We start from the raw sequence: 12040 nt of genomic DNA, 5'->3' as shown, positions 1-12040 counted from the left end.
TCTTCAAGAGGGTAGGTTTCCACTACATCGCCGAAAACGCCATCCAACCCCGCTGATCGCCCGGAGAACGCGGATGCCAACCCGAAGATCTTTTCAAAATCGCAGTTGTTCAGTAACTTGGGTTAGTTCTTCTACTTGGAGGCGGAGTGGGCGAGGTCGGGGATGTAGCATTCGGCGAGACGGCTGGCGATGCGACCGGGGTCGGCGAGGCTGAGATTCGTGAAGACGACGATGGTGATGCGGTCGTCGGGGTAGCGGTGGATGATGGAGGAGAACCCGGTCACGTGCCCGCCGCTGTGGGCCAGGCGGCGGTGGCCGTTCACGGTGGCGACGAACCAACCGAAGCCGTAGCCGAGGGTCTGGCCGTTGTCGAGTCTGGCGGGCGTCCACATCTGCTCAAGGCTGGCCTTCTTGAGCAGCCGCTCGGTGTAGAGGGCCGCGTCCCATTTGGCCATGTCCAGGACCGTGGAGCGAATTCCGCCGCCGCCGTAGCCGAGGATCGACGGAGCGATGAACTGGCCGTTACGCAGGACGTTGTTCTTGCGGATGTAGCCAGCCGCCGCGTTGGGGATGTCGTCGTAGCGGCTGATGACGGCCGTATGGGTCATGCCCAGGGGTTCGAAGATACGCTCGCGGAGGAAGTCGCCGTAGAACTTGCCGGTCACCTTGCGGATGATCATGGCCAGCAGGTGGTAATTGGTGTTGCTGTAGGCGTAAGTCTCGCCGGGCCGGAAGTTCAAGGGGCGGGGAGCGGCGGCTTTGAGGACTTCCTCCTCGGTCACGTCGAGGCGGAGGCTGGCAGTGGGTTCGTTGATGAAGTCCTTGATGCCGGAGGTGTGGGTAAGGAGGTTGCGGACGGCGATGTCCTTCCAGGTGTCGGGCGTGCCGTCGAGGTACTTACTGATTGGGGCATCGAGGTCGATCTTGCCCTCCTCGACGAGCATCATGACGCCCGTGGCGGTGAAGGACTTGGTGATGGACTGGATTTGGTAGACGGTCTCGGGGGTGGCGGGGACATTCAACTGGACGTTGGCCAAGCCGTAGCCGGTGGCCTTCACCAGGCTGCCGTCTTTCATGATGGCCAGCGACAGGCCGGGGATGTGCCGGTTGGCCATTTGATCCAGAACGATGGCATCCAGAGGATTGGGAGCCTGCGGGGGAGGCGTGATAAGCGTATCCTGCCTGGCAGGAGCTAAGCATCCGGCCAGAAGCGCGGGCAGGACAAGAATGGCATGGGTCATACGACGCGACATCTACCAGCTCTCGCGCCAGGTGTACCATTGGCCGTTGATTGGGCGGTAATAGTCCTCGCCCATCCTGAGCGGCGGGCTGGAGGGCGGGTAGGCGAACCCGTTACGGTCCAGGAAGCCTGCGCCGCGGACTGCGAATCTGACGCCGCCCGGAAACGCCTCGATTGACTCCGCCCAGTATAGCCCGATTCGCTGATTGGGCAACGTGGAGCCCGGCCGGACGCTAGCCGCGCTTTTCGCGAGGCGGTCCAATCCTCCACGGCTTAACCCGAAGCCAGTCCGAAGCGGAAGCCTCGTGACGAGGGCGACAACCGTCAGCAGGAGCGCAACGGGCGGGACAAACCACCGCATCGTCCGACGTGGGTACGGTGAACTTCGTCCGTTCAGCCGGTTGATCGCGATGCCGTGGCGGATCGACCGGACAACGTAGGCCAGACCGGCGACGAGCCAGATCAGTAGACTGAGCGTGAAGAGGCTGCAGTAGCCGCCCGGAGCCACTTCAGATCCCGCGGTTTTCCAGCCCGTTGATGAGGCCGGAGAGCATGCGAGAGATTTCCTCAAGACGGCCCCTGAGAGCCTCTGCGTCCTGTGGGCTGATAAGGGCACGCCTGCGAGCCAATTCCAGGAGCGGCACGCACTCCTGCACTGAGCCACGCGAGATGGTGAAGAAATGTCTGCGGTCGGCCTTTGTGAACCGGCCGTTCCCCTCTGCCAGATTGGTCGCGATAGGGAACGCTGCGCGATTCAACTGGTCTGCAAGAAAGTAGAATCCTCGCGGGAACCCCTGAGTAAGCCCGGCCACGTTGTCGGCGAAGTCAACGGCTTTCTGGTAGACAACGAGGTTCTCGAACATGAAGGCCATGCCGAAGGCTCGTTCGAAGAGAAGAGGGCGGATCAGAGTTGAGCAGGAGAACAGTAGATCAGTAGACCGCAGGTGAGCAGGGGTCTTGCCGCTCGAGGCCAAGCGGCGAACCCTATCGCACGCGCCGCCAAGCCGTCCGCATCATCGAAGCAGTCTTTCGCCTCGTCAGCCGCAACGGTGATGTGGACATGCTCGCGAAGTGCTATCGCCTGCTCGGCGGAGAGGATGATTCCCTCGTTGGCGATTTGGAGCGGCAGCAGGAAGCGCTGGTCGCCGACAAGATGGACGAACCCTGGGTGAGATCGCTCCCGCATCTGACCGAGACCCTGAAGAAGGCATCTGAGCGGGCCGTTGTGCTTCGTAGCGCTGAGGACATCTTGGGCGGGCTGATGGTCATGCCTGGCAACGATGACGGACGTATCATGGCTGTGATAACGGAGGCAGGGCTCCGCCTCCAACGAATTGAACCCGACCAGCGCAACGCCGGAGCTTTCCTGGAAGGCTATCGGAAGCTGGTCGGTGGCCAACCGGACGGATCGCCACGGTGTCTGCCGAAGGCGATTGCCGATTGTCTCTGCGTGGCTGCCCACCAGATGCGACGACATCCGCACAAGTACCGGTTCATGCCGTTGGAGCAAGCCTCCCGTTCTTCCGCCAACGACTTGCTGGCGTTCATCTTTGGTGACCTGGCATCCGAACCGTGAGGAGCATGTCCCGACTCATGGACTGCCGCGGCTGCTGCAAACGACTCACCCGCCTCGATTCATCCAGGTGATCGACAATTGTAACACGGTGGCGGTGGAAACCCAGACGAAGTACGGCACCTGAGCCAAGGCGACCCATCGATAATGCGGCCACACGGCCACCACCGACCAAATGATCGTGCTCCAGACGATCAGGATGTCCACAGATGCCAACGTCAGGTTACGCATTCCAAACTGAATGGGCGTGAAGATCAGGTTAGCGACGAGGTTGATGGCGAAGGGCAAGGCAATGACCCAGGCGAGCTTTCCACGAAACGCCTGCACGAAAACGAATCCGAAGGTGACGATGATAATCGGGTAGAGGATCTGCCAGATCAGGCCGATGGTGGGCGGCGATGGCGTCCAACTCGGTTTGGCCAGCCCGTTGTACCACGTCATCCAGTCCATCGGCGATTTCCCGTTCTGCACCGGCGCGGCAGCGACCGTATTCTGGTCGCAAGTCGAACGCCCGTCCAGCATCAGGGCTGTCCGACCGGAGCCGTGGCCAACCTTCATTAATCGCGGTAGACTGAACCGGTCCACTTGGACGTGGTGGGGCGAGTTGCCTGCGGAATCTCGGCTACAAGGAGCTACCCGTGAGCAAGGCACTCCTGGTCATCGATCTCCAGAGTGATTACTTCCCTGGGGGCAAGTTCCCCCTGTGGAACGCCGACGTTGTACTTGAACGCATCGAGCACGCCATTGAGCGGGCAAAGGCTCAAGGCATTCCTGTCATCATCATCCAGCACGTCGCCAACAGCGCCGCAGGAATCGCGCCCTTCTTCAATCAGGGCACGACGGGCGCTGAGGTCCATCCACGCATCCTTGCGGCTGCTCCGCAAGCTCCCATCGTCGTGAAGGAGTATGCCGACAGCTTCGTAAACACCACGCTTGAGGAAACGCTGGCCAAGCTCGGTACGACGGAGTTGCTCGTCTGCGGCATGATGACGCAGAACTGCGTAACCCACGCCGCGATATCGAGGTCGGCGGAGAAGTACAAGGTGTCGATACTCGCGGACTGCTGCACGACGGTGAACGAGATGCTGCACAACATTGCGCTGCACGCCGTATCGACACGCCTACCGCTCGTACCATCGAACGACGCGCTGTAATTGCCTGCCTGCGGTAGCGAGAACCCAAATCAGCGATTGCAGGGGATTGACGCCGTCTTTGCGGGCCAGGTTCCGAACCATGAGCGGCAGCTTCAGACAACCATCGAGGTCCGCTCTCATTTCCAAGGTGTCTTGGAGGTGCCCCTAGAATCTGTGGCCGCCTGGGCACAATCGTAGAGCCGACAATCCGGGCCACGAAAAAGTTGGCGGAGCATCTCGGACGTTTCGCCCCAGGGAGATGGGGGTGGCCCGAGGTTGTTTCCCCATACGTTGGCTGGTTTCCAGCGATCAGATGAGACTTCCCTCCCGTACTCGCGCACCCAGGCTGCAATGGCATCCTGTTGGCCCGGGCGCGCTCCGCCAGGAGGCGGTCGGCTGCTCAGCAGCACGAACCGAAATGCCCCAGCCTCGATCATCCCGGCAAACTGCTGGACGGTCAGGATCGGATCGCTCCCTGAGAACCCCCCATAGGCCATCACGCTTGCGCCAGTATCGATGATAATAGGCGAGGCGAGATGGATGTCAGGGACGGCCAGGAAGAATCTCTCGTCCTTGCGATTGGTGCGAAGGAACTCGACCAGCGTCTGAGCGTCACGCCAGTCATCATCCGCGCCGCGCGGGTTGTCACGGCGGGCAAGAAGAATGGGGTCGGCGACGGGCACCATGCGACCACCCGCTGCGATAACGGGTGTCGCTGACCAAGCGGCTGGGCAGATCAGGAGGCTCGCCACGCCAAGCGATGCGCTGACGATTTGAAGGCGGCAGGCGACGGAGTCTTGCCCCCGCGTCCGCGCCACCAATAGGCCGATCACGGCAATGCCGGTTCCCAAGAGCACGAGTGGCAACAGCCAGCGCATCCAGTCTGCATGGTACGCAAGCACCCATGCCTGCCAGAATGCCGTTACCGCGAGCGCCACGGGTAGCGCAAGTGATCGGAACTCGGCCTTTACGTAAGCCTTCCAGAGCACGGTCGCGCCAATCCCTACAAGGGCCGCTGTCGGTGCAGCCAACAAAGTCAGGTAGTACGGATGGATGGGGCTATTCGAGAAGCTGAACGTCAGCGCATAAGTCGCGAACCATTCGCTCCAGAGTAGTACGCTCTGGTGCAGACATGACAAGGGCAGGGTGAATCGGGACGTGCGTGAGATTACGACGAGCCCCACGACCGCAAATGGAAGCAGCCAGGTAATGTGTCCTGCCAGGTCACGGTTCGCGAGCCGAAAGGGACCGGGGTGTCCGCCATGACCGGTAAACGACTCTCCGAAGGATCCGGGTACGCCGCTGGAAGGAGGTGGACCGGGCCGTTCCTTGGCCTCGCCCGTGACCCGCTGCATACCCTGAAGGTGGAATGCCAGGCCCAGAACCGAGTTGTTCCGCGTATCGCCCACGTAGGGGCGCGAGCGGGCGGGCGTCAGATCAACAATGGTTGCCCAGGACAACGATACCGCGAACAACACCACGGCGGCTGCCCCCGACTGCGCGAGCCGCACGCTTCGAACCACCGGCGACCCGAGCCAATAGACCAGGTAGAAAGTCGGAAGCACGAGGTATGCGGCAGTCAGCTTGACGTTGAAGGCCAAGCCTACGAGTGCGGTACTGAGCAGCAGCCATCTCCACCGCCCGGTTTCCGTTGCACGCAAGAGCGCCGCTGCCGCCAGCAATAAGACGAGCAGCAGGCAACTATCGGGAAGGTTGCTGCGGTCAATCGCAACGCTCGCTGGGGTGATGGCCATGACAAGGCTGGCCAGCAGGCCGCCCGACTCACCAGCTACGCGGCGAGTGAGAAGGTACACGACAATCACCGACAAAATGCCTTCGAGAGCCTGCGGGAGATGAAGCGCGAAGCCCGTGTAACCGAGGATCTTCACGCTGAGCACCTGGAGCCAGAACGCGACGGGGGGTTTATCGACGGAGAGGAAGCCCGCAGGGTCGAACGAGGCGTAGAAGAAATTGTGCCAGCTTGTGGCCATGCTCCGGACGGTTGCGGCGTAATACAGATTGCCGAATTCGTTCGCGCCGAGGTTCCACAGGCGGAACGCCGCGGCAATCAAAAGGACAACGACGAAGCATGTTCGTGTGATTCGCTTCGGCGCGCCCGCCGATCCGGCAGTCGTGAGTTCACAGGCTTCGGAGGAATTCCTTCCGTCCATTGTCCCACAATCTTACGGCGACAGAGGAAACCTTCAAAGGAAGGAGCTTCTTATCACGAGCAGGACTGATCTGCCGTCGTTCGCAGACTCGCTGCTCAGAACTCAAACGGTATCGACTCCACCGTCGCCCGCTTGTCCTTCGGCATGAAATGGATGTATCGCCTCGTGGTCTTCGGGTCCAGATGACCCACGAACGCGGCAATCTGGTCCCACGTCTTCCCCTGGGCGTCATCTGGCCGGTGCGCGACAGGCCGTAGAACGTGAGACCTTGAGACTGCCGCATCCAAGCCGTTGCCGCTGCTGCGGTTACTGCGTCCACTCGTGCCCATGGCTCCAACTCATTGAGACTGGTGGCAGCGGCTCCCCGTTTCACGGCGCGAACGGAAGAGATAGAATGGACACCAGCATGGCCACGAGGAAACGTCAATCCACGAGGGGCATGACCTGGGTTCGAGTGCTCACCCAGCGGGATCTTGATGAGCTACGGACTCTGCTAACGAAAGGCGAAGAGAAGCGGACGGAGTGGGAGTACAAGCTGTACCGCGACAACGTCATCATCTCGGTGCCCGTGATACCCTGGAACCCCGACACGAAGAAGCCTGATCCCTCGCTCCGCTACATGACCAAGTTCCTGCGCGTCGTCCCAGCGCCTGGCGGCCCCTTTCAACTGGAGTACATGCGGCACACAGGTCAGTGGTTGTCGATGTTCGGGGTGATGGGCGACATCAAGACGATTGCCAAGTTCATCGACGAGGATCCCTACTACGGCAAATACAACCCATTCGAGTGATTTGAAGGTCAGGAGAAGCATTCACGTCAGGCTGGTCCGATCACGCTCCGCAACATAAGGCCGTCTATCGGGCCGAGGGCACTACTTAACCGGTCGATGCCGTTGGATATGCGTTCACAGCGGTAGACCGCGCGCCTACTACGGAGCGGGGCAGGTTGTCGCGTCTTGTCCGTGACTTCGCGGTCACCGGTCAGTTCACGGGCTGCATCGGGGGCTGCTCCCAGGTGCCGTTCAGAGCTTCTTTCTTCGGCCAGTAGAGGCGCAGAAACGCCACGAATGGTCCGTTCGGAGCGGGTAGCCAATTCGACTCCTTCTCCGCCCCCGGGGACTCGTGCTGGATGTAGAGGGTCAGCCCGCCGTCGGCGTCACGTTTGAGGTTGGGCAGCATCGGTGAGTTGATGAGATAGCGGTTGATCGGGTTGGCATACAGCAGGCTCTCCGGCAGCCGGTACATGGTCAGTGACCAGAAAGCGTTAACCGGGGGCAACCCGTTCGGTGCGAAGCGCAGCGTGTAGCGGTGTTTTGACCCATCGAGCTTCTGCCCGGCGGCGTCCACCTGGTAGATCGGATACATCGCTTCCTGCTTCGAGTTGCCGTAGATGCCCATCACCGCCGCCGCAAACCGATACAGGTATTTGTTCTTCAGGTATTGCCGCGTGCCGAAGATATCGCCGCTGGTCACCTTGCCGGTGGCAAGTTCGGTTTTCTCGAAGTTCTCCAGCTCTTTCCAGGCACCTGCCATGCCCTCCGTGATCGCCTGTTTCAACTCGGGCGTGAGCTGAGCGGGATCAAGCTTCTTTCCAGCGCCCACGCCGATCCCGGCGAACCGTGCCATCAGATCTTTCTCCGACGGATCGGTGGGGCAGAACCGGAGAACGAAATTCAGAATGTCGAAGAACTTCAGCGAAGTCTTCTGCTCTGCCGGAGTCAGCGGTTTGACAAAATCGATTTTCGGCGGTGCTGCCGGGGCGGGCTGCTTCAGGAAAGCGGAAAGCGGCTCGACCTTGTAGCCCGCCTGCACCTTCTTGACGTTCTCAATGTCATCCGGATTGAGAAGTTGTGTGCGGTAGGCCGCGAGGACGAATTCGGTCTCGGAACGGAACACTTGCTTGATGCCATTAGGACGCTCGCCTTTCCAGCGAGGGCCAGCGACGAGGAAGCTGCCGCCATCATTGCCGGTCGTCCGGCTGCCGATGTAGTCGAAGTTGAACGTGTAGGCGTCAATGAGCTGGACCGAGAAATAGCGCCTCTTTTCGACCACCGGTACCGTGAGCACCAGGGGCTCGGCCCGTAGGTCCATCCCTACCATGGAATAGGGCGTGTCCGAGTTGGGCGTCTGAATAGCCTTGTCTTCTGGCGTGTAGACCCGGGCCATGTTGTGAATCTGGTTCCAGGGAGCCTTGAACTCGGGGTTGCCGTGATCCTGGAAATAGGCGTATTGGATACGGTAGTTGTCCACCATCGGAAAGCCGTAAATGTACGCTTCCTTGGCAATCTTCCGTGCTTCGTCCGGCGTGAGCTTCGCGCCAGACTCCTGCGCCAGAGCGGTCGGGGGAGCGGTGAGGGCTGCCGCCGCCGCCAGGACACCCGCAAGGACCACGGTCCCAATCCTCAAAAGTCGGTCAGATTTCAAGGCTCGCTCTCCTTCACCGCGACAAAAACTCGTTCAAGGATCGAGCTCTGCCGATTGCTCGACCAGCAGCGGTATTTTCCGCGACCTCCGTTTCGCCCGCAAGCGGGCCCCCCGCCCAGCTCGCGACGGTAGCACGGTGGTAGCTGAGTCCCGAATAGCAAAGGCGGATGGTTTCTCGAGGTTTGGGTACCCCTCAGAACTCAAACGGAATCGACTCCACCGTTGCCCGCTTGTCCTTCGGTATGAAGTGGATGTACCGCCGGGTGGCCTTCGGATCCAGGTGACCAACAAACGCGGCAATCTGGTCCCACGTCTTGCCCTGGGCGTCGTCTGGCTGGTGGGTGACAGGTCGTAGAACGTGAGACTTTGAGACTGCTGCCTCCAAGCCGTTTCCGCTGCTGCGGTTGTCCCGCCTGACGGAGTCTCAAGGCTCCAACTCCTTGAGACTCTTATGCAGCCCTCGGTGATGGGGCAGTACGTCGGGGCTGGTGATGACTGCTCATAGAGGAACTTCCAGGTTTCTTCCAGCCGCCTAGCTGTAACTTCAGGATTTGCAGGGGCTTGGAGTGTTCGGGGGTGCCTGCTGGCATTCTACCACTGAATTACGCCCGCAGCCTTATTTCCTTAACGATAAAGGGCTTACGCGCCCATGTCAAGACCCGTTTCGTCACGGTTTGATCGCTTTAAGTCCTTTTCGTTGCAGATCCTTACATGCGAACCGCCAGTAAAGCGCCAGTAAGGACGACCTGCTGGGAGTCGTCGATGTGGTGGTTGCGGCCGACATCTCCACCGGTATCCCGCGACCGAAACGAGCAGTTGGAATGCGGTTTGGGAAACAGGACTGCGTCAAGGACAAAGGCCCGGCGGGCGGATCAACCATCGGCAAGGGTACCGAGTGCCTGGGCAGCCGCCAGAACACATGTGAATGCTTGGTCGGGGTTGGACATGCGGGTCGTCTCGGTCCAAAGGACATAACTCGCCCGCAGGAGTTTCTGCGCGGATGCGGTCCTGAGGAACGAGGGATTGAGGTCGCTGATGCGCCAACGGTCCAGGGCGTCAGCATCCTTGAACACGCGCAGTTCTGCGGTCATCTCGGGGGCCAAGTGGTCGGGCGGAACATGCCAGCGACACAGGTATGCGAACCGGCAACCCGGTGACGACGTCATCATTCTGCCCGCCGTCTCCGACGAAGACGCCAAAAGAAGTGTCCCGCCGGCCGGAAAGCCCCCCGGCCGTATCTGCGCATTGTTCCGCAGCCGAAGTGACCGCCCGCACCTGCAAAAGAGGGCCGCGAGTCTCTACTCGCGGCCCACGGGTGAACCCGTAGCCAAGGTGATCTTTTATCGACGGCGACACCGCAGCGCCAGCCCGCCCATCGCCAGCAGCGCGAGCGACGCCGGCTCCGGCGTGACCACGACGTTGTCGATCAGCGTAAACAGAAGATTCACATCGTTAACGTCGGTCGAGGACGTCGCATTGGTGTCGGAACGCCCGAAGAAGATGTTGTTCCCCGTGAGCGCGGTATCGTCCCCGACGGGAACCGTCGCGATCAGAATGCCATCGACCGTCCAGGTCACGCTGCCACCCTGTTTCTTGATGGAGACCCGGTGCCACTCCATGCCGGCTGAGCCGACCAGCGTGTTGCCGCTTTGTTGCGGGAAAAGCGCGCTCTGCGCCGCAGGGGCGGCGACGTTTCCGAAACTGGAATAGTATGCATTGCTGCCATTGCTGCTGCCCGCTACCGCGCCGGCTGCATAGATGCCCGCAGCCGTATCCGTGTAACGCGTGGGCGCCGTGGGCGAATACGCCCGCCAGTCACTCGACGAATTGCCATCGCCGGTCGCGCCAAACCAGATGCTGTCCTGCGTCCCGCCCGGCCACTGAGCCACCGTTCCACTGGTGTCGAGCCCGAAGGTTCCCAGTTGCGTCGAGCCGCTGCCGCCCACCGGGAACGGGCCGTTGAAATTCTCCCACCAGTCGAACGTGACCTCGTAATCGCCCGCGAAACTCTGGCCCATGGGTGAGACGCTCATGCCGCCGAAGACGCCGCTGCTCTGATTGGCCTGCAGCTTCACGCCCCGGGTGCCCGCGCCGCTCGGGGCGGCGGGAATGCCCACCGTGCTGTAGTCGAAGAAGAAATCGTGGGCCTCATCGGTGGTGGCGGGCCCCTTGTTCACGATCCAGCTCGCACTGGAATCGACCTCGAAATCCTGCTGGTACAGCGGCGCAGCCAGGACAGCGCCCGGCGCCGCAGCCAGAGCCGCCCATACGAGAGTTTTGACCGTGTGCATGTTTTTCCCTCCGTCAGGACGCCTACGCGCCTAGGATTACTGACCCGACATTTCTCATTTGACCTTGCCCGGCTACGCCGCCGAGCCGTATTCTATACTGTAATAGCGCCCCCCCGTTGCGGCTACCCCACTTTCGAGTTTTTTCGGGTCTTCCGGGCTGAAACGGCACCTCCAACGCGTGCCAGGGCGGCTTCTCGACCTCGTTTCTTGTGGTCGGCGCAGGGCATCCCCGACGACCATTGCAGCGGGAGCCGTTCTGACGTGCTGGTGGGAACATCATGCAGGCACCATGGCGGGCACGACACGCAGGCGCCGGATGCGATCCAGGATGGCGGCGAAGAGTTTGCGCGGGACCGCCACCTCGGCCATCTGGAAGAACACGTATTTCGAGTGACGCACCACCTTCGCACCGATCACGGAACAATTCGTCCGCCAGCGCCGTCAGTCCCAGCGCTTCATCGAGTTCGCGGTGCGCGACCAGTCCTGCGTCAGCGGTAACGGATGCGCCGTGGAACTCCAGCTTGATCTGGCTGTCAAAACCGACCCGCAACGCCCCCTTGCGTGCTTCACCCATTGGATTGTCCGGAGTTCAGCGGCCTGAGGTTCATTTTTGCCTGTATTCATCGCGGGAACCGTCACCTCATTGCACGCCACCGCAAGTGTCATCTGGGAAATCCGGGTTGAGATAATCACGGTCGGTTCACCGGCTAACTTGGTTTACAGGCAGCAACCGTATGGCTTGCCAGCCGGGATCGGGGTGCTGGGCTTCCTCCTCTGCACCGCCGCTGGTGTTTTGGTCTATGCATCCTCGACCTGCCGTTTTGGCCCATCGGCCCTCGAAAACGAAACGCGCTGCCGCAAATGCGGCTACATCCTGCGGGGCATACCCGAGCCACGATGCTCGGAATGCGGAGAGAGGATATGATCCGCAAAACGACTCTGTAGCATAGATGCCGGGTTTTCCTCTTGTTCCGCTGGCCGGAATGCCGACGATTCCTTTGAGAACAGGACGTTTTCACAGGAGGACCGCCATGGAAGGCCCCGGAGAGTACCTGCCCGACGTGACCGAAGGCATCACCCGCGTGGAGGATCTGCCCAAGCCCAGGATCGTCAAGCAAACCCGCAACTTCAAGTCTCGGCCGTGTCCATCCTGCGACCGCTCGGCCTACCGGGACCGGGTGGTCACACGTGTCCTGCACGATCTGGGCG

13 protein-coding genes are annotated in these 12040 nt (G+C 61.0%); 3 read left to right on the top strand and 10 right to left on the bottom strand.

Annotation, left to right across the window (positions count from 1 at the left end; all coding sequences use genetic code 11):
- Nucleotides 1–131: 131 nt before the first annotated feature.
- From KA354_24335 to KA354_24325, 3 genes are read right to left on the bottom strand one after another with little or no spacing between them, the layout of a single operon-like run.
- Nucleotides 132–1241 (bottom strand): beta-lactamase family protein, encoded by a 1110-nt coding sequence (locus KA354_24335; protein ID MBP7937780.1) that lies wholly within the window; start codon nucleotides 1239–1241, stop codon nucleotides 132–134.
- A 12-nt stretch (nucleotides 1242–1253) separates the two neighbouring features.
- On the bottom strand, nucleotides 1254–1748 hold the full coding sequence (locus KA354_24330; protein ID MBP7937779.1) for a hypothetical protein: 495 nt from the start codon (nucleotides 1746–1748) through the stop codon (nucleotides 1254–1256).
- Between the two features lies 1 nt (nucleotide 1749).
- A complete protein-coding gene (locus tag KA354_24325) occupies nucleotides 1750–2112 on the bottom strand; it encodes a four helix bundle protein (GenBank protein ID MBP7937778.1) in 363 nt (120 codons plus the stop codon).
- A gap of 188 nt (nucleotides 2113–2300) precedes the next feature.
- Here KA354_24325 and KA354_24320 point away from each other — a divergent pair, with 188 nt between their 5' ends.
- Entirely contained in the window at nucleotides 2301–2816 is a 516-nt protein-coding gene (locus KA354_24320) for a hypothetical protein (GenBank protein MBP7937777.1), read from the top strand.
- Nucleotides 2817–2861: 45 nt separating this feature from the next.
- Here KA354_24320 and KA354_24315 read toward each other — a convergent pair whose 3' ends face one another.
- On the bottom strand, nucleotides 2862–3263 hold the full coding sequence (locus KA354_24315; protein ID MBP7937776.1) for a tryptophan-rich sensory protein: 402 nt from the start codon (nucleotides 3261–3263) through the stop codon (nucleotides 2862–2864).
- Nucleotides 3264–3451: 188 nt separating this feature from the next.
- On the opposite strand from KA354_24315, the gene KA354_24310 reads away from it, so the two are divergent.
- Nucleotides 3452–3967: a cysteine hydrolase gene (locus tag KA354_24310; GenBank protein MBP7937775.1), complete on the top strand. Its 516-nt coding sequence runs from the start codon at nucleotides 3452–3454 to the stop codon at nucleotides 3965–3967.
- 116 nt (nucleotides 3968–4083) lie between these two features.
- Here KA354_24310 and KA354_24305 read toward each other — a convergent pair whose 3' ends face one another.
- Together KA354_24305 and KA354_24300 are read right to left on the bottom strand one after the other, a co-directional pair.
- Complete coding sequence (locus KA354_24305) at nucleotides 4084–6117, bottom strand: glycosyltransferase family 39 protein (protein MBP7937774.1); 2034 nt, start codon at nucleotides 6115–6117, stop codon at nucleotides 4084–4086.
- Nucleotides 6118–6212: 95 nt separating this feature from the next.
- Entirely contained in the window at nucleotides 6213–6446 is a 234-nt protein-coding gene (locus KA354_24300) for a hypothetical protein (GenBank protein ID MBP7937773.1), read from the bottom strand.
- Between the two features lie 77 nt (nucleotides 6447–6523).
- Here KA354_24300 and KA354_24295 point away from each other — a divergent pair, with 77 nt between their 5' ends.
- Complete coding sequence (locus tag KA354_24295) at nucleotides 6524–6907, top strand: hypothetical protein (GenBank protein MBP7937772.1); 384 nt, start codon at nucleotides 6524–6526, stop codon at nucleotides 6905–6907.
- Between the two features lie 190 nt (nucleotides 6908–7097).
- Here KA354_24295 and KA354_24290 read toward each other — a convergent pair whose 3' ends face one another.
- The 4 genes from KA354_24290 to KA354_24275 all read right to left on the bottom strand — a co-directional run bounded on the left by KA354_24290 (nucleotide 7098) and on the right by KA354_24275 (nucleotide 11248).
- Nucleotides 7098–8369, bottom strand: a complete 1272-nt coding sequence (locus KA354_24290; GenBank protein ID MBP7937771.1) for a DUF1254 domain-containing protein — start codon at nucleotides 8367–8369, stop codon at nucleotides 7098–7100.
- A gap of 1043 nt (nucleotides 8370–9412) precedes the next feature.
- Nucleotides 9413–9709, bottom strand: coding sequence for a hypothetical protein (locus KA354_24285; GenBank protein MBP7937770.1), 297 nt, complete (start codon nucleotides 9707–9709; stop codon nucleotides 9413–9415).
- A 171-nt stretch (nucleotides 9710–9880) separates the two neighbouring features.
- A complete protein-coding gene (locus KA354_24280) occupies nucleotides 9881–10831 on the bottom strand; it encodes a PEP-CTERM sorting domain-containing protein (protein ID MBP7937769.1) in 951 nt (316 codons plus the stop codon).
- Between the two features lie 276 nt (nucleotides 10832–11107).
- Complete coding sequence (locus tag KA354_24275; protein MBP7937768.1) at nucleotides 11108–11248, bottom strand: hypothetical protein; 141 nt, start codon at nucleotides 11246–11248, stop codon at nucleotides 11108–11110.
- Nucleotides 11249–12040 lie beyond the last annotated feature (792 nt).

The sequence above is a fragment of the Phycisphaerae bacterium genome (assembly GCA_018003015.1).
Taxonomy (GTDB): domain Bacteria; phylum Planctomycetota; class Phycisphaerae; order UBA1845; family PWPN01; genus JAGNEZ01.
The sequence above is the reverse complement of the archived record's forward strand: the minus strand, read 5'-3'. Positions and strand labels throughout refer to the sequence as shown.

Excerpts from the sequence above, each read along its gene's own strand:
- KA354_24320 (MBP7937777.1), top strand. The coding sequence starts at position 2,301 with ATGCTCGCGAAGTGCTATCGCCTGCTCGGCGGAGAGGATGATTCCCTC.
- KA354_24335 (MBP7937780.1), bottom strand. The coding sequence starts at position 1,241 with ATGACCCATGCCATTCTTGTCCTGCCCGCGCTTCTGGCCGGATGCTTA.
- KA354_24280 (MBP7937769.1), bottom strand. The coding sequence starts at position 10,831 with ATGCACACGGTCAAAACTCTCGTATGGGCGGCTCTGGCTGCGGCGCCG.
- KA354_24325 (MBP7937778.1), bottom strand. The coding sequence starts at position 2,112 with ATGGCCTTCATGTTCGAGAACCTCGTTGTCTACCAGAAAGCCGTTGAC.
- KA354_24315 (MBP7937776.1), bottom strand. The coding sequence starts at position 3,263 with ATGGACTGGATGACGTGGTACAACGGGCTGGCCAAACCGAGTTGGACG.
- KA354_24295 (MBP7937772.1), top strand. The coding sequence starts at position 6,524 with ATGGCCACGAGGAAACGTCAATCCACGAGGGGCATGACCTGGGTTCGA.
- KA354_24290 (MBP7937771.1), bottom strand. The coding sequence starts at position 8,369 with ATGGTGGACAACTACCGTATCCAATACGCCTATTTCCAGGATCACGGC.
- KA354_24305 (MBP7937774.1), bottom strand. The coding sequence starts at position 6,117 with ATGGACGGAAGGAATTCCTCCGAAGCCTGTGAACTCACGACTGCCGGA.
- KA354_24285 (MBP7937770.1), bottom strand. The coding sequence starts at position 9,709 with ATGATGACGTCGTCACCGGGTTGCCGGTTCGCATACCTGTGTCGCTGG.
- KA354_24300 (MBP7937773.1), bottom strand. The coding sequence starts at position 6,446 with ATGGGCACGAGTGGACGCAGTAACCGCAGCAGCGGCAACGGCTTGGAT.